The following is a 22,246-nucleotide window of genomic DNA, read 5'->3' as shown; positions in this document are numbered from 1 at the left end:
CGCCCTAATAATCACTGCTGCTTGGCGCCGTGTCGCCCAGCATCCCGGAGCAATGATGGCGGAAGACAGTGATCTCGAGAAAACCGAACCGGCTTCGCCCAGACGCCTAGAAAAAGCCCGTGAAGAAGGCCAGATAGCGCGTTCGCGTGAACTGGTTACTTTCGTGATGTTGCTGACTGGTTTGAGCGGTCTGTGGGCTCTGGGTCCAAATATGAGCGAGCACTTCAACAGCGCGCTACGCAACGGTTTGCAATTCGAGCGGGCCTCAGCTTTTGATGTCGAACACATGTTGGTGCAAGCCCAAGCAGTTGTGATTCACGGCTTCATGGCCGTGTTGCCGATACTTGGAATGATGATGTTGGCGGCTTTTTTTGCGCCCATGTTGCTGGGCGGTTGGTTGTTTTCTTTCGATTCATTAGCGCCTAAGTTATCCAAACTCAATCCAATCACTGGGATTGGCCGTATTTTCTCGGTAGAGACATTGGCCGAACTGGTCAAAACCATCATCAAATCTTTACTAGTGGGCTACATCTCTTATTGGGTTATCAGTAGTAATTCAGACGCTATTTTGGGCCTAGGCCATGAGCAGCTAGAAACCGCACTGCCGCATACCTTGGCGTTGGTGGCTAAGACCTCGTTGCTGATTATTGGATCGCTGTTAATCGTCGTTCTTATCGACGTGCCCTACCAGCTCTGGAGCCATGCCCACAAGCTGCGCATGTCGCTGGAGGACTTGCGCAAAGAGCAAAAGGAAAGTGATGGTGATCCACAAGTCAAAGCCCAGATTCGCCGCCAACAGCAGCAAATGGCCAAGCGCCGAATGATGTCTGATGTGCCCAAAGCCGACATCATCGTCACCAACCCCAGCCACTTTGCAGTGGCCTTGAAATACCATGACACCGATATGCGCGCACCGCGTGTGATCGCCAAGGGCATGGACTTGGTGGCCTTGCGTATTCGCGATATTGCTAGGGAACACAACATCCCCGTCCTAGAAGCACCGCCGCTAACTCGAGCGCTATACAAGCACACATTGTTGGGCCATGAAATACCCGTGCCACTGTATGCGGCTGTCGCCGAAGTGCTGGCTTGGGCCTACCAAATTGCCCGTGTGGCCAGTGATGGCGGCACTTTGCCCACTACGCCTAAAGACTTGCCGGTGCCGCTTGACATGGATCCACAGGCCACACCCGCATGAGCACCTTAAACAAGTTAATGAGCATGCCGCGCGAGATCTTCGCCGGCCCCAGTAGCAAGGGCTTGGTTGGCCCGATACTGATTGTGTTGATTTTGAGCATGATGGTGCTGCCGCTGCCGCCGTTTTTGCTCGATCTGTTATTTACCTTCAACATAGCTTTGTCCATCATGGTTTTGTTGGTGAGCATGTACACCAAGAAGGCGCTGGACTTTGCGGCTTTTCCGGCCGTGCTGCTGTTCACCACACTGCTGCGTTTGTCGCTCAACGTCGCCTCTACCCGGGTGGTGTTGATGGAAGGTCACACCGGCCCGGATGCGGCCGGCAAGGTGATCGAAGCCTTTGGCCACTTTTTGGTCGGCGGCAATTTCGCCGTTGGTGTGATGGTGTTTATTATTTTGGTGGTGATTAACTTCATGGTCATCACCAAAGGTGCAGGCCGTATCGCCGAAGTTGGCGCACGCTTTACGCTCGATGCAATGCCGGGTAAGCAGATGGCGATTGATGCTGACCTGAATGCCGGTCTGATCGCCGAAGACGAGGCGCGCAGTCGCCGCGCCGAAGTGGCTCAAGAAGCGGCCTTTTACGGCTCTATGGACGGCGCGAGCAAGTTCGTGCGCGGTGATGCAGTCGCTGGACTTTTGATTCTGGTGATCAACATTATTGGCGGCTTAATTGTCGGCATGGCCCAGCATGATTTGAGTTTTACTGATGCCGGTACGACTTACACGCTGCTGGCGATTGGCGACGGTTTGGTTGCGCAAATACCGGCGTTGGTGGTCTCTACCGCAGCTGGCGTGATCGTCTCGCGCGTGAGCACCGATGAGGACGTAGGCGGCCAGCTCACCGGCCAGTTGTTTGCCAACCCGCAGGTGTTGTTTCTCACGGCTGGCGTGATTGGCATGATGGGTTTGATTCCCGGTATGCCGAATGTGGCCTTTTTAATCATCGCCGGCGGTCTGGTTTGGATAGGCATGCGCGTGATGGCCAAAGCCAACGCAACGGCTGAGACTAAAGCGGCCACGCCACCACCGCCACCGCCGCTCACCGAATCGCAAGAGGCCAGTTGGGACGATGTCTCACTGGTCGACCCGCTTGGCCTAGAGGTCGGTTACCGCTTGATCTCTTTGGTGGATAAATCTCAAAACGGCGAGTTGCTCGGCCGGATTAAAAGCATACGTAAAAAGTTTGCGCAAGACGTGGGCTTTTTGGTGCCAGTGGTTCATATTCGGGACAACTTAGAGATCAAACCCAACGCCTATGTGGTCAAACTCAAAGGCGTGCAAATAGGTCATGGTGAGGCCACGCCCGGCCAGTGGATGGCGATTAACCCCGGTCAGGTCAGCTCTACCTTGCCCGGCACGGCTACCACCGATCCGGCTTTTGGCTTGCCGGCAATTTGGATTGACGCCGGCCTGCGCGAGCAAGCGCAAATTTATGGCTACACCGTGGTCGACGCCAGCACCGTGATCGCCACGCATTTGAATCATCTGATTCACACCCACGCCGGCGAGCTGCTAGGTCGCCAAGAAGTGCAGCAATTGCTAGACCGTATAGGCAAAGAGTCGCCTATGCTGATTCAGGATTTAGTGCCCAAGACACTGTCGCTCACCACGCTGCAAAAAGTGCTGGCCAATTTGCTGGAAGAGGGCGTCTCAATACGCGATATGCGCACGATTCTTGACGTGCTGGTCGAACATGCGCCCACGCAAACTGACACCACTGAGCTGACCTCGCTAATCCGCGTGGCATTGGGCCGTTCAATAGTGCAGCAAATTTTCCCTGACAACGAGGTGATGCAAATCATTGGCTTAGACGCCTCGCTGGACCGCATGCTGCTGCAAGCCCTCAGTAACAGCAGCGGCCTAGAGCCCGGCTTGGCCGAGAGTTTGTTGCGTGAGACACAAGCCGCGATTGAACGCCAAAGCCAGCTTGGTTTACCGCCAGTGCTGGTGGTGCAGTCGTCGCTGCGTATTTTGCTGTCGCGTTTTCTACGCCGCAGCCTGCCGCAACTCAAGGTGCTCTCGCATAGCGAGATACCGGACTCCCGCAGTATTAAAGTCACCGCCACAATTGGAGCGAGAGCTTGAAACCCTTTGATGAATTTAGCCCGCTGAACTGCCGTGTGGTTGCAGCCTCAACGCGCGAAGCACTGCGCCTGGTGCGCGAAAAACTCGGCCCTGACGCCATCGTGTTGTCTAACCGCGTCACGCCCAGAGGTGTAGAAATCGTTGCCACGCTAGATGAGCAGCAAGCCATGCCGGTGTTGCAAGCTTTGTCTGAATCTGTGCCTGTGCCTGTGCCTGTGCCTGTGCCTGTGCCTAGAGTGCTGCTTAGCGCCCAAACCACGCCAGAAGCTAGGCCAGAGGTTGAGGTTGCTAGCTTGCCAACACCAGCACCAGCACCCGTGCCCGTGCCCGTGCCCGAGCCGCTGTCGATTACTAGCTACGTCCCTAATGCCGCTACTGCTGCTACTGCCGCTACTGCCGAGCGCGGCTTGTCCGTTCCCCTCACGTCCTTAGCTAGCCCTCCCGTTGGCGACGAAGATGAAAATATGCGGCTCGAAATTCACTCCATGCGCGGCATGATTGAAGAGCAGCTCGCAGGCATGGCTTGGAACGAGCAACAAAGGCGCGACCCGGTACGTGGCCGTTTGCTGCGAACTTTGTTGGGTGCTGGCTTTAGCGTTCAGCTGGCGCGCCAGCTGCTCAAGGATTTACCTTTAGGCCAAAGCTATACCAGCGGCATGGACTATGTGCGTTCTGAGCTGATGCGTCAGATGCCAGTGTTGGAAAACGAGGACGAATTGATGAGTCAAGGCGGCGTCTACGCCCTGACCGGCCCCACCGGCGTGGGTAAAACCACCACCACCGCAAAACTTGCCGCCCGCTGCGTGATGCGCTTTGGTGCTGACAAGCTCGCGCTGGTCACCACCGACAGTTATCGGATCGGCGCTTACGAGCAACTGCGTATTTACGGCCAAATACTGGGCGTGCCAGTCTATGCCGTCAAAGACCCGGCCGACCTCAAACGCGTGCTGGCCGACTTGCGCGACAAGCACATGGTGCTAATAGACACGGTAGGCATGAGCCAGCGCGACCGCGCTGTGTCCGATCAAATCGCCATGCTGTGCAGCACGGGCCGACCGGTTAAACGCTTGCTGCTGCTCAATGCATCCAGTCATGGTGACACGCTTAATGAAGTGGTTAATGCTTATCGCCAGAGCGCTGATAAGTCGCTGCCATCGGACTTAGCGGGCTGCATTTTCACCAAGGTCGATGAGGCCACCCACCCCGGGGCGTTAATTGACATGGCCATACGCCATCAGCTGCCGGTGCACTACATTTCTAGCGGCCAGAAAGTGCCAGAGCACTTAATGCTGGCCGATCGCGCAGCACTGGTTGATAGCGTTTTTCAGGCCCGCAGTCAGAGCGCATTTTTCGTCCCGATTGCCGCGACTGCTTCAGACGACAACCAGGCTGATAGCCATGCCGAGGCGGCCAAGGCTGGCGTTGCCCAAGCGCAGGCCGTCAGTCAGCGTTTGCGCGAACAGTGCCAGCATTTAATCCGTGCGCTCACCAGCAATGCACAAGAACTCTCGGCCAACGCAGCGGCTTTGTCCGGCGCCGACATCGGCTTTGACGAATCCCGCTTGCTGTGGCGAAAACTCGACGACAGCAGTTTCGATGCCGCGGCCGTCAGACGTAGCTTGGCCAGTCAAGCGCGCAGCGTGGTCAGCCAAAACTGTCGCAGTTATGCGCTGGCCGTTAGCGCGCCCGTCAGTTTGGCGATAGCGCCAACCGAGTCGGCGAGTGCGCTGTTCGTTACCTTGCTGCTGTCGGATCAGACGGGTCAGTTGTTAGCCGTGCCCGGACTGAGTCTGGCTGATGCCTCAAACAATCTCAATTTGGCCGACTTAGCCAGTCAGATCGCCAAACCCATGGTGCAGTTATTCGCGCGCTTGCCGGCTGACAATGTGCTGGCCGACATGCACGCGCAGCAGCTTGACTGGCTGGCCTCTTGCCCGGCTAGCTTGGCGGTGATGGACGCCGGAACCGGTAAGCCAGTAACGCTAGCCAAACTTGCCAAGCGCCTATGTTTTGTCGCGCCCGAGCCAATCATGTATAGGGGTAAAAAAGCTTGGTTGGCAGTGGCTGAAACCACGGTCTGGTTGCGTGCGGCAGACCTTGACGATGCTGCCTTGGAGCCGACCACACCAGTGACTTTGCGCTGCATTGTCAGGCGCATCAGTGACGCGCAAAGCGGCAAGCCGCTAACCCATAGTTATATGCTGGCGAATGCGCACTTGAATGCGCCAGCCGGCGAAATCGCGCAGTGGCCGCTGTGGCGGGCTGCGGCTGATCCTTACTTCAAACTACTGCGTCAAAGTGCTGCGCAACTCGATGTCGAGCAGGCCGGTCAATCGCACGACGCTAGCAGCGCAGTGCGTAGCGATGGCGAAAAAACCTTAATGATCGCCGCCCAGAGTGCCAGCACGGTTTATCGCCTGCAGGGCGAGTCAGCGCCCTGGGCAGAGCCGGCACGCAAGTCGCTGGCACAACTGGCCGGTCGCAGCACGCGACCAGACCGTCCCGTGCCAAGCGCTTGTTTGCTCGAAGGTTTAGAAAAACTTTTTGTCTTACTCGATGCGCTTGAGACGGATAGTTTGCCCAGCGCTGACAGCGACTTGCGCATGACTGAGCCGGGATTGAGGAATTTGCTGTGAGTGCGCTACAAGACCAGGCCGACGGCCTGCGCCGTCTGATGGCCAAAACGCCAGACCGACTGATCGCCGTGCTCGGCAGCGGACCGTCGGCTGGCGCGAGCAGCGTCACGCGCAATCTTGCCGCCGCACTGTCTCAATGCGGCCAGCGTGTGTTGCTGCTCGATCAGCACGCCTACCGCTTTGAAGCTAGCGGCGAAGGCCGGTTCACGCTGCTCGACGCCGGTCTGGATAATCGTCAAGCACAGGCCGACTTGATCGCTAGCGCCGACTGTGTGTTAGTGGTGTTAGAGCCCAATCCTGCATCAATTACCAATGCTTATGCGCGTATTAAAAAACTGCAATACACCGGTGCAGCGCAAAAACTATTCGTGATGGTGAACCGCGCGGGAGAGCGCGGTGCGGCGACTCGAATTTTGCTGAACTTGGCTTACACCTGTGAGCACTATCTCCAACTCGATGTGGGGCTCGCTGGCGTGGTCAGCAATGATGGCCGTGTCAGTCAGGCTGAGCGCCTAAACACGACTGCGGTTGAGGCTTACCCCGATACCACGGTGGCACAGGACTTTCTTGCCATTGCTGCGCTGCTGGTCAAAGCCTTGCAGTCGGCGGCAATTGCCTTGCCGACTTTGCCCGCTTTGTCGTCTGCAGCGCCGGTTTCGCGCCAGCCTTTGGCGGCCTGAGCGCACTAGGCCAAGACCGCACAAGGACAACGCCAGATGTATACCCCGCAAGGAAAAATGGATCGTTCGGGCACTACCGATTTGCTCAGTCTGCACACGCCACTGGTGCGCCGGTTGGCGCTGCAACTGTTGGCTAAACTGCCGGCCAATGTGGAACTCGATGACTTAATTCAAGTCGGCATGATGGGCTTGTTGGATGCGGCTGAGCGCTATCAAAACGACAAGGGCGCAACCTTTGAAACCTATGCCAGCCAGCGCATACGCGGCGCTATGTTGGATGAATTGCGCGCCAATGACTGGGTCTCACGTGGGCTGCGCCAGTCTTCTCGCGGCGTGGCCGCAGCGGTTAACGCGCAGCAGCAAAAACTCGGCCGTGCGCCAACCGAAGGCGAGATTGCGGTTGAACTCAAACTCTCGCTGGACGCTTACCAGCACCTACTCTCTGAGATCCACGGCTGTCAGTTGGTGTACTACGAAGACTACGACCGCAGCGACGAAGAAACAGGTGAAAACAGCTTTCTGGATAGGCAACACATCAGTCAAAGTTTGCGTCAGGAGCCGCTGACCCAATTGCTGGCACTAGGTTTTCGCAAACACTTAATCGCGGCGATTGAACAAATGCCTGAGCGTGAGAAATTACTGCTCAGTTTGTACTATGAAGAGGAACTTAATTTAAGAGAAATAGGTGCGGTGCTTGAAGTCACACAGTCACGGGTCTGCCAGCTGCATAGCCAGGCAATCGGCCGTCTGCGCGCCAGTCTCATGCAGCACAACCCCACTTAGAGGACGTGCCTGAGCGCCTCGCGCTGCGTCAAGTCGTAATGCAAAGGGGTGAAAAAAAGCGTGTTTAAACGACACTAAATGGCAGGCTTAGGGTTTGAAAAAAAGTCAGTGTTTGCTGCTAAAAGCCGCAAAGGTTTGCGCGCCACTTTGACGACTTTTTATACCGATTGCGACCGACCAAGCGTCTCGCCGTTGACCGCAATCGGTTTGCATAATCCTGATTACTCATGCTCGTGAGTGACGCTCATTCGCCTCAGTTATGCTCGAGTCCCTCGCCTGTTGCACCGATTTTTGTCCATTGCCTTTTGCCTGATGCCAAACTTTTCTTTTAATCCACGCGCTTTGATACGCTTGATGCGGCCACACCAGTGGCTTAAAAACGCCTTTGTGTTTGCCGGTCTGGTGTTTAGTCAGTCTTGGCAGGACGCACCTATGGCTATTCATGTGCTACAGGCGTTTGCCGCTTTTTGCGCGATTTCCAGCATGGTCTACATCATGAACGACTGGCACGACCGCGCCGGTGATGCACTACACCCAACAAAACGGCATAGGCCGCTAGCGAGTGGTGCGGTATCTGGCTCATCGGCTTTGCTGCTCGCTGCAGCGCTGCTAGTCATAGGACTGCTGCTGGCTGCTAGCAGCGTGATGCTGCTGTCCTTGCTGGGTATTTATGTGCTGCTTAACATGGCCTACTCATGGCGCCTCAAGCAGGTGCCGGTGTTAGATGTTTGCATCATCGCTTCTGGTTTTATGCTCAGACTGTTGGCCGGTACGGTGGCGGTCGGCATTGCGCCTTCGAGTTCGTTGCTGCTAACGGGAATGTTTATGGCGCTGTTTCTGGGCTTTTCTAAGCGTAAGGCGGAGAGCTTTCAGGACGAGGCCAGTCAGCGGGCAGTGCTGGCGTATTACCCGTCTTCCCTGCTCGACGTTTTCATGTCTGTGACCATGACAGCGACGCTCACGACTTACGGTATTTTTGCGGCCAGTGCGCAGGCCCAGCTGCACCATGGCGATCGCCTGCTCTATACCGTGCCGGTGGTGATTTTTGGTATGTTGCGCTACACCTATCAAGTGCACCGCGGCAGTGGTGAAGATGTGGCGCGGGACTTGGTGCGCGACCCTTGGATTTTGGCTGCTGGAGTTTGCTGGCTGGTGATCTTTCTTAGCCGTTGGTTTTGATGGCCTTGCCTGAGGCTCAGCCTTCCATGCCCAACCAACCCGGAACCTTAGCGCGCCTGCCGTTTAAAAAGCTGCTGCTGGTGTTGGGTCTGTCGGCCAGTTTGTATGCGCTGGTGTTACTCGTTTGGGGCGGGCGCGGCACTTCCTCTTGGGCGCTGTTAGGCGCAACTTTATGGTCTTGGACTGGCCTACAAGCGACCGCTCTGTGCTTGCTGAGTTATATATTGCGCGGCCTGCGTTGGCGCTTGTGGATGGCGCATTACTCTCGCCGTTTTGGTTGGCTGCAAGGCTTGCGTCTGTATTTGGCCGGCTATGCCTTTACACCCACGCCTGGCAATATTGGCGAGGCGGTGCGTGGTTTGATGTTGACCCAGCCGCTGCGTGCATCGCAAAGCTTGGCAATATTTGGTGCCGAGCGTTTGGCTGATTTGCTGTGTCTGCTGTTGCTATGTTTGCCGGTCCTGCCTTGGGCGCTTTCAACTGGCCTGCTGGCTGCAGCACCGCCTTGGCTGGGAGTGTTGGCGCTGGTGTTAGGTCTGTTGCTGCTGGTGGGTTTATTTTTACTCATGCTTTTTCGCCAGCGTTTGCTGCAGCGCTTTGACTGGCTGCGTCAAGCCTGGCAATGCTTGCGCGTGCGACCCTTGCTGTGGCTGGGCTTGACACTAGTGGCTTGGGCCGCGCAAGGCTTGGCGGTGTGGCTAATTGGCCGCGCCTTGCAAGTGGATTTCAGTTGGTTGACGGCCACTAGCTTTTATGCACTGGCCATGGTGGTTGGCGCACTCTCGGCATTACCAGCGGGCTTGGGCGGCATGGAAGCCGTGTTGACGGCTTTGCTGCTGGCCTACGGCGCGTCTGCGGGCACGGCGCTAGGTCTGACGGTTATGGTGCGTTTGCTCACGCTTTGGCTAGCCGTTGCCATTGGTCTTCTGACCCTGCTTTATAGTGCGGCAATCGCAAAGGACATACGATTTTCATGAGTACTGATATTGACGCTGCTGACAAGTCTTTTTTTTACCGCTGGCTGTTACTCGCTGGTCTTGGCTCTCTATTACTGCGGGTTTGGATTGGCATTAGCTTTCCCATCACTGGCGATGAGGCATTTTTTTACTGGTGGGGCGTGTATCCCGATTGGGGCTATTCGGATCATCCGCCTATGGTTGGCTGGCTGATAGCTTTGATGCGCGCCACGTTTGGCGATGGAATTTTGTCGGTGCGGCTGCCGGTTATTTTGTTGCCACTAGGCGTGGGCGCTGCGCTGTGGTGGGGCTTAAAGGGCATAAACCGTCAGCGTGCGGCTTGGGCTGTACTGCTGTTTTGGCTGGCACCGCTGAATTGGCTCAACACTTTAATTACTACCGACACGCCGCTGATTTTTTGGTCGGCTTGGTCAGTTGCCGCTTTGCTGCGCGCCGAGCAGCGGATCAAAATGGACCGCGCAACTTTTGGCCTATATGCCTTGTCTGGTTTGTTTTTAGGCGCTGCGTTTTTATCTAAGTATTTCGCTGTGGTGCTGGGGCTGGCCTACGTGATGTATTTTTTGCTCTACCGCCGCGATAGGCTTTTAGGTTTTGCGCTTTTGGTGCTGTGCGCACTGCCTGGGCCGGGAATTAATATCGCCTACAACATGTCGCATGGCTGGGCCAACATCATGTTCAATGTCTACAACCGCAATTCAGCCGAGGTGTTTGAGTGGCGTAAACCACTGCTTTATTTGCTCACCATGGCTTACCTAATTACACCCGTCTGTCTTTGGTTGGGCTACAAATACCGCAAGGCCTTAAGTAGCACAGCCAAAGCCATTCCAGCGCAGCGCCTACTCGCTTGTGTGGTGCTAGTGCCCTTGATTTTCTTTGCTGTGCTGTCGTTTAAAAAAGTCATAGGCTTGCATTGGGTGCTGGCGTTTTATCCTTTTGGTTTTGCTTGGTTGGCGTTTTCCTTACCCGCGGATGAATTCAAAGCTTGCACTAAAGGCTTGGCGTGGTTTGCTGGTCTGCATGTGTTGCTAGTGGCGGGCCTGTATATGACCTCGGTGAGCGACTGGAAAAACACCAAGCTGTACCCGCAAATTGTGCGTAGTTATAAGACTGCTGAAATGATGGCTCAGGTGCAAAGTCCGGGCGTGACTCTTATGGGTGAGGCATTTACCCCGGCCTCAATTTTTGGCTTTCAATTGCGCCAATATATGCCAGTGTTTGGGCTTGGAAAATTTCATTCACGCCAAGACGATCAACTGATTGATTTTTCCTTTTATCAGGGCAAGACAATTCGCGTGATCACAGCGGACCCACCACAACTAGATCAGTTCAAGCCGTATTTTGAGCGTGTTGAAGTATTGAAGTTTGAGCAAAGTGGTGTGCCGTTTTATGCATTAGAAGGTCATGGTTTTAACTATCCCGCTTACCGAGAGGGCGTGTTGGGTGCCATCTTTAAAAACTTTTACGGCATTCCTTCTTTTTTACCAATGACCGGCTGTGCGTTTTGTGAGCGCTATTGCGGAAAAGTGAGATGTCAATAAAACCTAGGCCGGTGGTAGCAGCATTTGATTTTGATGGCACGCTGACGCGGCACGACACCTTTGTGCCGTTTTTAATTCGTGGTCTGGGCTGGCCGCGTTTTGCGTGGGTTATTTTTTTGTGCTTGCCGTGGTTGATTGGTTTTGCGCTGCGCGTAGTGAGTAACCACAAGGCCAAGCAAAAGCTAATGTTGCTTGCGTTAAAGGGCCGCACTATGGCGCAGATGAAAGATTGGACGCAACGCTGGTTGGCAAAAGACTTCTGGCATCAACTGCGTCCTGACGCTATGGCGCAATTATTAGCCCACCAGCAGGCCGGTCACTGCTGCGTGATGGTGAGTGCTTCGCCGGATATCTATCTGCGCGAAGTTGCCCAGCAGCTAGGCTTTGACCATTTGATATGCACTGAGATGGCGGTCAAAAACGGTGTGTTCAACGGCCTGATGCAAAGCCCTAATTGCCATGGTGAGCAAAAGGTAGTGCGTCTGAAGGCTTGGCTGGCGCTGCGTTTTGAAGTGCCGTTAGAAGCGATTGAATTGCACGCTTATGGCGACACCTATGGCGACAAGCCCATGCTGCGCATGGCTGCCCATGCGTGGTATCGGGGCCAGCCTTGGCAGGATGAGTAGTCGCTAATTTGATCGATCATTAGTGCTGTATTAATTTTTTAATCTCAAAATTTTATAAGCAACAAGCAACAAGCAACAAGCAACAAGCAACAAGCAACAAGCAACAAGCAATAAGCAATAAGCAATAAGCAATAAGCAATAAGCAATAAGCAATAAGCATCATGTGTGCCGTAGAAAATTTACACAAAATAATGCAGCAAAAGTTATTTTTTCCCCGCTAATTTTTTCTTATCGCTTTCAATTTTCTTAATACTTTTCTCGGGCGTAGGAAGTGCTTCCGGCATAGTGCCGCCTAACTCCTGAATAGTTTTTCGCACTTTTTTACCGACTTCAAAATGGGTGCTGTTAGCCCGCTGTTTAGTTTTTACATTTTCACGTTTTAATTTTTCTTCTGCCTGTGTCGCACGAAATAAATTAGCCGCTAATTCGGTGCTGCCCATATGGTCGAGAATTTTTTGGCTCTGCTTTAATTCTTTGCGCGCATGAATATCTTTCGCGCCTAAACCACCATATAAACCTTGGTAGCCGTGGTCTTGGAAAATTGCGTAATCCAAATGCGTCGTCACACCTGCAGCTTTCGCGGCTGCTGCTAGGTATTTGTTGTGCGCGGCCAGTTCGTTGCGAATGGCGAGGCGTTTATCTTCTTCAGAAAGCTGTGCAAACTTAGCGTTGTCTTTGAGTTCTTGACGCCGCGTCTGCAGTGCAAAATAAGTTTGTCCATTAGCAATCACAGGTTTAGCTGGATCACCATTTTGAACAATCAAATAGCAAGCATAACGAGATAGACGCACATCGGAAACTTCGCGTTGGGCACCAGAGCCAATCCAGACCATTTTGTTGACGTCAACAAAATGGTCTGCAACTGCATTTGCCGACAACCGGCAAGCCTGAATGGCCTTTTCTACCACTTGCGAAAAGTTGCGCCATTCTTGGTAGTCCAGCAGTGGTCCAAGCTCACGTGCATACCAATATTCATTGCCCTGCTGATCGATTTGGCGAATGCTTTCAAACGTAGCGTGGTGTTGATCGGTAATGCGCTTAATAGTCATGGTGTTTATTTCGTGTAATTTAAAAACATGACGATTATTCATTTGTTATTGCGCGCCGGCAAATACTTGGTACAGCAGAGATATTTTAAGATCGCTCAATGCGCTCAACTGTCGCTTGCCACTGGCATAGATATAACCTGATTTCTAAGGGCTACGCATACGGTTCAGACGTACTGTTTTACTTAGATGCCAGTGCTGCTTGGGGCGACAGTTATGCCGGTAGTCGCCTTGGTACAAACTGTTGTTGCACTGCTTGACGTCTAAGCTAGACGAAATCTAAGCGGAACAAGTTAACGCGAGAATCACCCGAGCTGGGCACCGGTTTCTTGATCAAAAGAAATGACGTTATTGACGGTGGCGACGACATCTAAAATAGTGTGATTGATGGTGGGTGGCCCGCCTGCTGAGTCAATTTCAATGGTGATGATGGCTCCCGCAGACAGCTGACTACTGTCATTGCCAACGGGCGAGCGCATGCTATTAGCATCATTCCCAAAATGCATTATTTTCCAAACTGCATCCATGCCTATAGTGATTAGGTTGTCTGTGCGTTGCACCTGAAATCTGTACTCTGGATTTTCGATATTTTGCAGTTCAAGTTTGACAGATCCAGTATCAAACAATTTAGATCCGTTCTCGTGTAACTGTATTTTTTTTAGTATGGACGGCACCAAGGTGGCTTTGGCTAATTCAGGACTTAGATAACGGCTGCATATTTCAAGGGCTTGCTCGTTGCTCGCGCAGGTGTTGTAGAGCTGTCGCAGCTCAGTTGATTGCGCATGCGTAGGGCCAGTGTCACTGCCGCTGTAACCCATGGCTCAAGAGGTAAGGCCCCAACCAAAATTAAGTGCTGTGCGCGCCGCTTCGCTAGTGGCGTCTATGGCGCCGTACGCATTTTCTGGTAATTGAAGATTAAGTTCACCTATATTTTGTGCATAGGCGCTAGCGACTTTATAGTTGCCGACTAATGCCGTTGTTGTGGCTACTGCTGCCAAAACTGAGACTGCCAACTCACGTTGCGTATCTTCTAATGGGGAAATGGCGTGGTTGGATGCTTCTATGCGATCTAAGCGTCCCGACCAGTTGTGCGCAACGGCAATTTCTCCTCGCTCGCTGAGAGGCTTTAATTGTTGAGAAGATACTGTGTCGACAACCTCAAGCAGTTGCTCGCTTTTCGGCTTGTCTATACGGCCATCAATTTGCGCTTGTTTGATGCTCTTGGCTAGGCTGTTAGATGACGTTGATGGTCTGCCTAAGGCGTCTTCTACTGCTGCTTGTTTCATCAATTCTGCCGCGATATCTTGCTCGCGTGAAGACGCGTTGATTTTGCTGATGAGCCCCTGCATAGGCTCGCTTTTATTGGTTGATTGGCTCGCTGTCTGTATGTCTTTACCGAAGGCTTGACGAGAATCTTGGCTGACAGATTCTCCAATTAAATTCGCTTGTAGCGAATCAATTTGAGTCGCAACTGTATTGCTAAGTGTCGCTTTAGTTTCTGCTGTCGATTGTTTGGCAGCAGTGAGTAGATTTCCACCTGCTATGACCAAAATTGCACTGGCGTTGGTTAATTTTTCTCCGGTTGTCGAGGCTAGAGCTACACCCACAGCCGATAGTCCTTCTCCAGTCGCAACCAAACCCTGAGCTGCGGCGACAAGCGCAGTACTGGCAGCGCTCAGTCCTTCACCCGCAGCGGTTCTCAACTCTGAACCGGCTAATTTTAATTCCTCACTCGCTTGTGACAAGCCGCTACTGGCGGCTTGGAATCCTTCGGTGAGTGCTGATGTAATGCCCTCAGTGTTGCCGGCTTCGCTTAACCTCACGCTGGCAACGGCCAGACCGGCACTTGTCGCTGCCGGCGCTTGGCCAAAGGCCGCAACGCCATGGCTGCTTGCCGACACAGCGTATTCCGTCTGTTTAAAAACTTCGCCAGTGGCGACAAAGACTTCGCCCGTTTTTGCCAGCACTTTTCCGGTAGCTAGTTCAACATCTGTATTGGCTGCCAAGGCATACTGCTCGCCAGCTTCTTGGAGTACCCCGCCGACATCACTTAGTGCTTCACCGACTGCCGTTACGGCACCACCGACTGCGGCTACTTGCACACTGGTTTCGGCAGCGATATTTGCACCGGTAGCTAGCAGCTCTGACGCGCGATCAGCTAATGGAGTGAGGTTAGCTTTATTTATACCGACGTAAGCAAGCAAGGGATCTGCGTAATTTTTATTACCGGTTAAAAATTCGTTCACCTCGCCTGCCATCAGCTTATAGGTAGCATCCTCGCCAGTGTTAAAAGTCGAATTTTGAGTAATAGATCGCTCTAACAGCGCATGTATTTTTCTTGCAATGAAATTGCCTGCGGGAATCGATGAAAAACTTTTTTGTAAATAGCTGTCTAGTGGCTGCCAGCCATGCGCTTTGACCACCGTGTGCAGTAATTTTTCAGTAGCGTTAGTACCCAAAATATGGGTGGCGATTTCGCTGACGGCATGGCTGGACAGCTCTGTGATTGCAGCTTTTCCTGAGCGTATTGGCGCAATGCCGCTGTTGCTACTAATGACACTAGACAGTCCTGTGCGAGCTAAATCTGCGACGGCCACTTTCATCTCAGCGAGATTGTTGTCGATGAGCATTTTCTGAATCTGAGGTATTAATTCTGCTGAACGCTCTCCCAAAAGCTTATCTTTGACTGCGAATTGAACGCCTGCTTGCACGGCAAACTGCAATACTCCCTTGGCCAAGGTATCCCGGTTAACCGCACCACTTGTGACGAAGTTGGTAAATTTATTGAGTTTTTCTGAACTCTCTAGCGCTACAAACGCCGCTAGTTTTGCGACTTCACCGGTTGTGCGAAGTGTTTGTCTAAAGCTACTTGTTGGTTGGTTAATCTTATCCATGGCTAAGCCCTTTAATAAGCGGTGCAGCCGAGTGGCTGCAGGCGTTTACATGCGCTGCATTGAAAAAATTGGAATCTGATTTTCCGCACCGTTTTGCCGCGCGACCACATTGAGTAGTTCGCCCTGCCAGCGTTCGAGCTGATTGACGAATTCCTCTACCGCCCGGACAGCTTGTTCAGCCCCAAGGTTTTCTAATATCAAGGTTCGAAATAAAATAATGCGGTCTAAATCTGGATCGAATCCGAAATAACAATTTTCAGTAGCGATACCTAAAAGATGCAGTTGTAGCAATGCCGAAAACAGTCGGCTTCTAGTCCGTTCGGCGGTAATGTCCAGCTTAAGAACCTGAGAAAAAAAGTGAATATTTTTTTTGTCTTCGGTGGATTCGAAAACTACATCTAAGTTGCTGCCGAAATGTATGGTGCAACCTCCCGATTTTGCTTGATCGTTAAGTTCAAGCTTTGTTGCCGCGCCGATTACTTGGAAAAATAGTTGTAAATCCATAACTGTTAATGTGTCACATATACTTATATAGAACAACAACAGTGATCAACAAAACCATAAGATTTTTAGCTTTATATTTTACGATTTAGTGACAGTTTATTTGTCATCACTCAATTTATTTAGAGAGCTAGTCAACGATTTTTTTACGCTATCCAGAGCACTTCTGTAAGCGATTAATTGCAACGCTCAGAGCACGGCCCTGCACACCCTGGCTTTATTTTTTAAGTGATGACTACGGTTTTCTACACAACCATCATTTTTTAATTCTTTATTGATTTAAGTGTGATTTCATTCGCGCTCAAAAAATTAAATATTGCAAATAACTTTTCCACACCACGAAAGACACGACACTTTATGAATATCTTCTTGAGATTTAAGGCACCGTGATCGGTCAATAAAGTTGACTTATCGCTTGAAGTCGAGCGCGTAATTGTTGTTGTCGTTTTGAAACAGGGGCGAGTGCAGTCTGATCCAGCCCAATCGACTAAACCGGCCCGCATCAACAGTTGACTTGAATGCGAATGACGGTACTTTGATGCATATCAGTTTGAAATATTCATCCAGACTAGCGTCGCTTAACGCAAGTACAGCGACGGGACACTTGTTTAACTGCTCGTACCCAGGGCAGAGAGTGGAATTTTGCAGCGAACTAAAGATGACATTAACTTTTTGGTAATCAATAAAAAAAAGTTCTCAAAAAGATATAGCCATAGCACTATTTTGACGGATATAGGCGGCTTTCGGGTGCGTAACTGATTGCGTGAAAAAAGCTTGCGTCTCTCGAGACTTTATCTGATGAAATACTTTCATCGAATGCAAAACCAAGCTGAAAAATCGGTTTACACCACGGTAATTTTAAATATGCACTAGAGACGTTGAGTTGACGTTTAAGTCATATCTATCGATTATTGATGGACTATGTCGCGTCATCTAATGGTCTTTTATCTAGGCATTAGTGCGGTTGCTTTACATCGTCGTTTTTTAAAGTAAGTTTGTAGATTTACTATGAATTATCTGTCGTGACTTACGTTTTTTATTGATTGCTCAACTCGCGTGTGATGTGCAATCGCGCATTGACTAGCCTGTAATCACTATTGTCAGCGCTGTATGCAGTGATTTGAACTGATGATGATTGAAGCTAAAGCTTTGTTTTTTTAGGTTTCGATACACCTTAATTATTTAAGACGCACAAAGACGAAACGGTTGAGTGACCGAGATGCTTTCGCACATCGATCACTCAACCGTTTTTTTTAAATTTAAAACCAGTAATTAATTTATTCCTGATTTAAAGCTTTAAAACTGATTTAGTTTCTGCTTATGTTGTTTTTGACTTCGCCGTCAGCACGAGCAACTGTTAGCTCTTGTTTGACTTGCATTCTTGTCTGGTCTGAACTAGCATTTTTTTGAACCATGGAATAGCTTTTCTCCACATTGTCTACCAATGAGCCGTTAACACGGGCGGCTTGCAGTTCCTGCGAAATTTGCGCCCGGGTGTTTTCCGATCCTAAAGACTGCTGAGTTGTAGGATCACTTCTACTCACATTGTTCACCAATGAGCCATCTTTGCGGGCAGCTTCCAGTGCGTGAATTACTTCTGCACGAGTATTAGAATTTTGCGACATGCCACCGGTAGTGTGTGAAGACATGGCTGACGAAATGCCTGGTACTGCGAAAGCGGCAATAGTTAAAGAAAGAATGAGTGATTTACGAATGTTCATGATAGGGTCCTATTGGGTCAAGTGAGCCGTAGCGGTTTGCTGCGGTTATGCTTTATTGCATATGTTGTAGTTTATAAAAGCATCCTCGACAGAACACCAACAGCCAGATGACATATTTGTAATCTATGTATTTTCTGCTTTATTTGAAAATGCAAAGGCCAACATTTCAGTCATTGCTGCTGAGGTAATACTGGTTTCTTCGCACCCAAAAGAGGCTGATCTGCGTTATCGGCCGCGCTGAACAAATATTGACTGGGTGGGCCACTTTTCGCGATGCTCTGCTGCCAAGTCTGAAGTGCTATCTGAATGAATTTTGAATGCTATTTGAATGCAGTTTGAATACTATCGGACTTTGTCTTTTAATAACTATTGTTTGAAGCACTCGCTTTAATTCATGCCTTTGCAATTTATTGCGTTGCACATGCGGGCAGCGGACTGACGCATTAGCTCTACGACTAGCATTTTTTGTCTTATCTCTTATCTCTTACCTCTTACCTCTTAACTACAACTAATGTTATGTAGATATGGCGTTGTAGGTAATCAGATTGCCGCTGGCATGTGCTTTTTTAGACTGTTATACGCCAAATAAATTTTTATTCTTGGTCGATTCAAGTACGAATTACAACTTTATTTGATGGCGCAGAAATCAGTTCGCTGAAAGCGCGTGCAGTGCTTCGAATCTCTGCTGGATACTGCGCTGACTGCAACACATGTTTTGGTAGTATCAGGACCCTGAGTTGCGCAGAGTGTGTTTTGACGCAATGTTTTGTTAATGTCATCAAGGCAGTGATGCACAGTGCAAAAAATATGTGTTGACTATCTTTTGCGGCCTGATGTGCCCAGTCTATTTTGAACTACATAGACGATGCGATTGAGTGATTAAGATGCGCCTACGTCTTGGTCGCCGAATTATTTTAGTTTTAAGTTAAAACTTGAAATAATTTTTACCTGATTGCCCAATTGTTTAAGAACAATTTATTTTTTGTTGATGTTGTCTTAAATTTGACCGTTAACGCGTGCAACCGCTAGCTTCTGCTTAATTTTTATTCTTGAATCTTCACTCGCGCCGATCTTTTAAGTCGTGCTGTAATTATTATTTCCTCGCTTTATTCTCTTTAGCCAAAGTGATAGCGCACCATCGCTAATCACGCACTGTCTAACGCTAAGATTTAAGTGCTGTAAAGGGTTGGTGGTAGCAATGGTAGACCTGTGAACTACTTTAAGTTAGGTTATTTATATCAAGCATTTTTGGCCTTGCTTGAACCATAGCGTGCGATCGCGGAGATGCTTAATAAAGGTGTTAATTAATTTTTCTTGCAATTCGTTCACCACTCTTTTTTTGAGTGAGTTTTGACTGGTAGCTGTTTTTAGAACGTAGTGCAAGCGTATTGGGGCTTATGTTCTCGCCGCGTGAAAGCTGCTTGCTGTGCTTTGAATCACCGGTAATTGATGGCGGTGACTACTACGCTTCGTGCTGTGGCGGCGCACTCTTGAGCGAGTATTTAATAGACATTGACTCGGTGTTTCCGAAATTTCACTTTTAGTCATGCGCCACAAAAAATTGTTTGACCTATGTTATTTAGAGTCTGATATTTCTGTGCTATTTTGATGCATACAGCCAAAATGGCTGAGTGGCTAGGATGCTTGCGATCCTAGCTTACTCAACCATTTATTAAATTAAATCAGGGGACAGATTTGTCCCGATTCAAATGCGTTTTAAGACAGATTAGTTTCTGCTGATGTTGTCCTGAATCTGACCGTCAGCGCGGGCAATTGCTAGATTCTGCTTAACTTGTATTCTTGTGTCGCTTGTAGAGGAAAACTTTTGAGCCATGCCGTAATTTTTCTCTATGTTGCTGTCGAATGTACCGTTAAGACGAGCGGCTTTTAATTCGCTTAAAACTTGCACTCTAGTCTTCTCTGATCCTAGTGACTGTTGTGTCTTAGGGTATTCTCTACTCACATTATTTTCAAATGTACCGTCTTTGCGGGAGGCTTCTAGTTCGCGAATTACTTCCGCACGAGTCTTAGAATTTTGCGAGTTCTCTTTGTAAGACATAGCACCGGTGTTGTATGCTGTTGCGGCAGACGAAATACCTGGCACTGCGAAAGCGGCAACGGTTAAAGAAAGAATGAGTGATTTACGAATGTTCATGATAATTTCCTGTTGATTCAAATGGGACTCAGCTGTTTGCTGTGCTTATGCTTTTCTGCATGGGTTGTAGTTTATAAAACCACGCTCGACAGAACACCAACAGCCAGATGACATATTTGTAATCGGCTAATGGTCCGGCTTACGCCACAATGAAGGTATGAAAATTCTAGTAATTGAAGATGAGGTCAAGCTCGCCGAGTACCTGCGCAAAGGTTTAACGGAGGAGGGCTTTACCGTTGATGTCGCCCACAATGGGATAGATGGTTTGCACCTCGCCGTCGAAGGCGATTACGACGTCATAGTGCTGGACAGAATGCTCCCGGGTATCAACGGCATTGGAGTTTTAGCAGCTCTCCGGCAAAGCAAGCAGACGCCGGTGCTAATGCTCACCGCCCTTAGCCGTGTCGAAGATCGTGTCAGTGGCCTGCAAGGCGGGGCTGATGATTACCTCGGTAAGCCCTTCGCTTTTTCTGAATTAGTGGCGCGCGTTAAAGTGCTGATGCGTCGTGTCACCGCTGGACAGACGCCGGCTGAAGTCACAATGCTTAAATTGGCTGATTTAGAGGTTGACCTTCTGCGCCGTAAAGCGACTCGCGCCAACCAACGTTTAGATCTCACTGCAAAAGAGTTTAATTTGCTCTCTTTACTGCTGCGCCGCCAAGGCGAGGTGTTGTCCCGCACCCAGATTGCTGAGCAGGTTTGGGATATGAACTTCGACAGTGAAACCAATGTGGTTGAGGTTGCTGTGCGCAGGTTACGCGGCAAACTTGATATTCCCTTTGAGCGTCCGCTGCTGCACACCATACGCGGTATGGGTTACATACTGGAAGACAGGCCCTCGTGAAGCACAAGGCAAATTGGTCGTTAGACCGTCGACTCTCAACTTGGTTTGCTATTCAAACTTTTATCGGCTTAGCGCTGGTATCAGTAGCGCTATACATGACGATAGCCATGAGTTTAGAGGCAAGGCAAGCCACCTCACTGCTGCAAAAGCAAGCTGTCGTCACTCATTTGTTAGATGAGGCCTGGGCTGACGGCGATGTCTCCAAGTTAACGCACCGCTTAGATGATTATTTTTCAGGTCATACCGATCTGGTGCTTGAGTTACGCGAGCAAAATGATCAATTAATTTATAGCTGCAAACATATTAAAGCGCACGTCGAACGTGCGCATACTGTGAAATTTTTATTGTCTTCGCCATCGGATGTGTATGGCGACTTGACCGCAAAGTTAGCGATGGATACCAGTGCTGACGACAGACTCTTAAGTCGTTTGGCGGCGACTTTGGCTGCAATCGCACTGTTTGGCGCAATGATTGTGTCTGCGGGTGGGTTTTTGATTGTCCGTTGGGGACATGCGCCGCTGCAGCAACTGGTCGATCAAACCAAAGGCCTAGCCGCAGACATGCGCTGCAAACGACTTGATGGTTCGGCTCAGCCGGGTGAGTTACAACCGCTGGTTGAGCAATTCAATGCATTATTAGACCGACTAGAGCATGCCTATGAGCAGATGGAGGGTTTTAATTCTGACGTTGCGCATGAGCTAAATACGCCGCTATCGATCTTGATAACAAGCACTGAACTGGTGTTGCGCAAGGAGGGCTACTCTGAAGAATCGCGCGATATGCTGGGCTCTAATTTAGAGGATTTGCACCGCATGTCGGCCATCATCAAAGACATGCTTTTCCTGTCGCAATCAGAGCGCGGCTCTAATGCGCGGCGCACACTTGTGCCGAGTTTGGCCGCCGTTGTTGATGATGTTGTTGACTACCATGAAGCGGCCTTGTCGGACGCCTCATTGCAGGTCAAGCTGGTCGGTGATGTGGCGGGAGAATTTGATGTCCCGCTCATCAAACGGGCAATCTCCAACCTTTTAGGTAATGCTACCCGTTATGCAGAAACTGGCAGCACGGTTCGTATTGAGCTCACGCAACAGGGCGCGGGTCTGGTCGGATTGGCTGTGGTGAATCGCGGTCAAGCGATCGGCGAAGAACATCTGCCGCACCTATTTAACCGCTTCTACCGTGCCGATCCATCACGCGTACAGACCGGCAGTAATCACGGTTTGGGTCTGGCCATAGTCGCCACTATTGCGCGCATGCATGGAGGTCAGCCTTTTGCGCAGTCGGTCGATGGCGAGACGTCGATTGGTTTGTCCTTAAAGATCGCTTGATGGTCTGAGGTGGCTTGAGGTGGCTTGAGGTGGCTTAAGCTGGGTTGAGATTT

The 22,246-nt window shown here is 50.6% G+C and carries 17 protein-coding genes; 11 read left to right on the top strand and 6 right to left on the bottom strand.

The genetic code is table 11. From position 1 onward, the window contains the following. Window positions 1–55: 55 nt before the first annotated feature. The 9 genes from flhB (at window position 56) to HC248_RS15625 (ending at window position 11,704) form a co-directional block, all read left to right on the top strand. Window positions 56–1,198 carry a flagellar biosynthesis protein FlhB gene (gene flhB, locus HC248_RS15665; RefSeq protein WP_168923299.1) on the top strand — a complete coding sequence of 381 codons (1,143 nt, stop codon included), beginning with the start codon at window positions 56–58 and terminating at the stop codon, window positions 1,196–1,198. Then, window positions 1,195–3,285, top strand: coding sequence for a flagellar biosynthesis protein FlhA (flhA, locus tag HC248_RS15660; RefSeq protein WP_168923298.1), 2,091 nt, complete (start codon window positions 1,195–1,197; stop codon window positions 3,283–3,285). The genes flhB and flhA overlap by 4 nt, the downstream gene beginning before the upstream one ends. Beyond that, a complete protein-coding gene (flhF, locus tag HC248_RS15655; protein ID WP_238342656.1) occupies window positions 3,282–5,921 on the top strand; it encodes a flagellar biosynthesis GTPase FlhF in 2,640 nt (879 codons plus the stop codon). The genes flhA and flhF overlap by 4 nt, the downstream gene beginning before the upstream one ends. Next, complete coding sequence (locus HC248_RS15650) at window positions 5,918–6,601, top strand: MinD/ParA family ATP-binding protein (RefSeq protein ID WP_168923297.1); 684 nt, start codon at window positions 5,918–5,920, stop codon at window positions 6,599–6,601. Before flhF ends, HC248_RS15650 begins: the two co-directional genes overlap by 4 nt. A 36-nt stretch (window positions 6,602–6,637) precedes the next feature. After that, the gene (locus HC248_RS15645) at window positions 6,638–7,384 is read left to right on the top strand and encodes an RNA polymerase sigma factor FliA (RefSeq protein ID WP_168923296.1); all 747 of its coding nucleotides are present in this window, start codon (window positions 6,638–6,640) and stop codon (window positions 7,382–7,384) included. 312 nt (window positions 7,385–7,696) lie between these two features. Continuing rightward, window positions 7,697–8,563 carry a decaprenyl-phosphate phosphoribosyltransferase gene (locus HC248_RS15640; RefSeq protein WP_168923295.1) on the top strand — a complete coding sequence of 289 codons (867 nt, stop codon included), beginning with the start codon at window positions 7,697–7,699 and terminating at the stop codon, window positions 8,561–8,563. Next, window positions 8,563–9,540, top strand: coding sequence for a lysylphosphatidylglycerol synthase transmembrane domain-containing protein (locus HC248_RS15635; protein ID WP_238342655.1), 978 nt, complete (start codon window positions 8,563–8,565; stop codon window positions 9,538–9,540). The genes HC248_RS15640 and HC248_RS15635 overlap by 1 nt, the downstream gene beginning before the upstream one ends. Continuing rightward, window positions 9,537–11,078 carry an ArnT family glycosyltransferase gene (locus HC248_RS15630; protein WP_168923294.1) on the top strand — a complete coding sequence of 514 codons (1,542 nt, stop codon included), beginning with the start codon at window positions 9,537–9,539 and terminating at the stop codon, window positions 11,076–11,078. The genes HC248_RS15635 and HC248_RS15630 overlap by 4 nt, the downstream gene beginning before the upstream one ends. Further along, the gene (locus HC248_RS15625) at window positions 11,069–11,704 is read left to right on the top strand and encodes an HAD-IB family hydrolase (RefSeq protein ID WP_168923293.1); all 636 of its coding nucleotides are present in this window, start codon (window positions 11,069–11,071) and stop codon (window positions 11,702–11,704) included. The genes HC248_RS15630 and HC248_RS15625 overlap by 10 nt, the downstream gene beginning before the upstream one ends. 203 nt (window positions 11,705–11,907) lie before the next feature. On the opposite strand, the gene dinD is transcribed toward HC248_RS15625, so the two are convergent. The 6 genes from dinD to HC248_RS15595 form a co-directional block, all read right to left on the bottom strand. Continuing rightward, window positions 11,908–12,753, bottom strand: a complete 846-nt coding sequence (dinD, locus tag HC248_RS15620; RefSeq protein ID WP_168923292.1) for a DNA damage-inducible protein D — start codon at window positions 12,751–12,753, stop codon at window positions 11,908–11,910. Between the two features lie 302 nt (window positions 12,754–13,055). Beyond that, entirely contained in the window at window positions 13,056–13,568 is a 513-nt protein-coding gene (locus HC248_RS15615) for a hypothetical protein (RefSeq protein ID WP_168923291.1), read from the bottom strand. A 3-nt stretch (window positions 13,569–13,571) separates the two neighbouring features. Further along, window positions 13,572–15,644 (bottom strand): hypothetical protein, encoded by a 2,073-nt coding sequence (locus HC248_RS15610; protein ID WP_168923290.1) that lies wholly within the window; start codon window positions 15,642–15,644, stop codon window positions 13,572–13,574. Window positions 15,645–15,689: 45 nt separating this feature from the next. Further along, window positions 15,690–16,148, bottom strand: a complete 459-nt coding sequence (locus HC248_RS15605; RefSeq protein ID WP_168923289.1) for a type III secretion system chaperone — start codon at window positions 16,146–16,148, stop codon at window positions 15,690–15,692. 1,304 nt (window positions 16,149–17,452) lie between these two features. Continuing rightward, the gene (locus HC248_RS15600; protein ID WP_168923288.1) at window positions 17,453–17,866 is read right to left on the bottom strand and encodes a DUF4148 domain-containing protein; all 414 of its coding nucleotides are present in this window, start codon (window positions 17,864–17,866) and stop codon (window positions 17,453–17,455) included. A gap of 1,726 nt (window positions 17,867–19,592) precedes the next feature. Beyond that, a complete protein-coding gene (locus HC248_RS15595; RefSeq protein WP_168923287.1) occupies window positions 19,593–20,021 on the bottom strand; it encodes a DUF4148 domain-containing protein in 429 nt (142 codons plus the stop codon). A gap of 157 nt (window positions 20,022–20,178) precedes the next feature. On the opposite strand from HC248_RS15595, the gene HC248_RS15590 reads away from it, so the two are divergent. Together HC248_RS15590 and HC248_RS15585 are read left to right on the top strand one after the other, a co-directional pair. Beyond that, window positions 20,179–20,865 (top strand): heavy metal response regulator transcription factor, encoded by a 687-nt coding sequence (locus HC248_RS15590; protein ID WP_168923286.1) that lies wholly within the window; start codon window positions 20,179–20,181, stop codon window positions 20,863–20,865. Further along, window positions 20,862–22,193: a heavy metal sensor histidine kinase gene (locus tag HC248_RS15585; protein WP_168923285.1), complete on the top strand. Its 1,332-nt coding sequence runs from the start codon at window positions 20,862–20,864 to the stop codon at window positions 22,191–22,193. Before HC248_RS15590 ends, HC248_RS15585 begins: the two co-directional genes overlap by 4 nt. The last annotated feature ends 53 nt before the right edge of the window (window positions 22,194–22,246 follow it).

The organism is Polaromonas vacuolata, assembly GCF_012584515.1.
Taxonomy (GTDB): domain Bacteria; phylum Pseudomonadota; class Gammaproteobacteria; order Burkholderiales; family Burkholderiaceae_C; genus Polaromonas; species Polaromonas vacuolata.
This window is presented reverse-complemented; position numbering and strand designations above follow the sequence as displayed.

Excerpts from the sequence above, each read along its gene's own strand:
- flhB (WP_168923299.1), top strand. The coding sequence starts at position 56 with ATGGCGGAAGACAGTGATCTCGAGAAAACCGAACCGGCTTCGCCCAGA.
- flhA (WP_168923298.1), top strand. The coding sequence starts at position 1,195 with ATGAGCACCTTAAACAAGTTAATGAGCATGCCGCGCGAGATCTTCGCC.
- HC248_RS15645 (WP_168923296.1), top strand. The coding sequence starts at position 6,638 with ATGTATACCCCGCAAGGAAAAATGGATCGTTCGGGCACTACCGATTTG.
- HC248_RS15640 (WP_168923295.1), top strand. The coding sequence starts at position 7,697 with ATGCCAAACTTTTCTTTTAATCCACGCGCTTTGATACGCTTGATGCGG.
- HC248_RS15635 (WP_238342655.1), top strand. The coding sequence starts at position 8,563 with ATGGCCTTGCCTGAGGCTCAGCCTTCCATGCCCAACCAACCCGGAACC.
- HC248_RS15630 (WP_168923294.1), top strand. The coding sequence starts at position 9,537 with ATGAGTACTGATATTGACGCTGCTGACAAGTCTTTTTTTTACCGCTGG.
- HC248_RS15625 (WP_168923293.1), top strand. The coding sequence starts at position 11,069 with ATGTCAATAAAACCTAGGCCGGTGGTAGCAGCATTTGATTTTGATGGC.
- dinD (WP_168923292.1), bottom strand. The coding sequence starts at position 12,753 with ATGACTATTAAGCGCATTACCGATCAACACCACGCTACGTTTGAAAGC.
- HC248_RS15615 (WP_168923291.1), bottom strand. The coding sequence starts at position 13,568 with ATGGGTTACAGCGGCAGTGACACTGGCCCTACGCATGCGCAATCAACT.
- HC248_RS15610 (WP_168923290.1), bottom strand. The coding sequence starts at position 15,644 with ATGGATAAGATTAACCAACCAACAAGTAGCTTTAGACAAACACTTCGC.
- HC248_RS15605 (WP_168923289.1), bottom strand. The coding sequence starts at position 16,148 with ATGGATTTACAACTATTTTTCCAAGTAATCGGCGCGGCAACAAAGCTT.
- HC248_RS15600 (WP_168923288.1), bottom strand. The coding sequence starts at position 17,866 with ATGAACATTCGTAAATCACTCATTCTTTCTTTAACTATTGCCGCTTTC.
- HC248_RS15595 (WP_168923287.1), bottom strand. The coding sequence starts at position 20,021 with ATGAACATTCGTAAATCACTCATTCTTTCTTTAACCGTTGCCGCTTTC.
- HC248_RS15590 (WP_168923286.1), top strand. The coding sequence starts at position 20,179 with ATGAAAATTCTAGTAATTGAAGATGAGGTCAAGCTCGCCGAGTACCTG.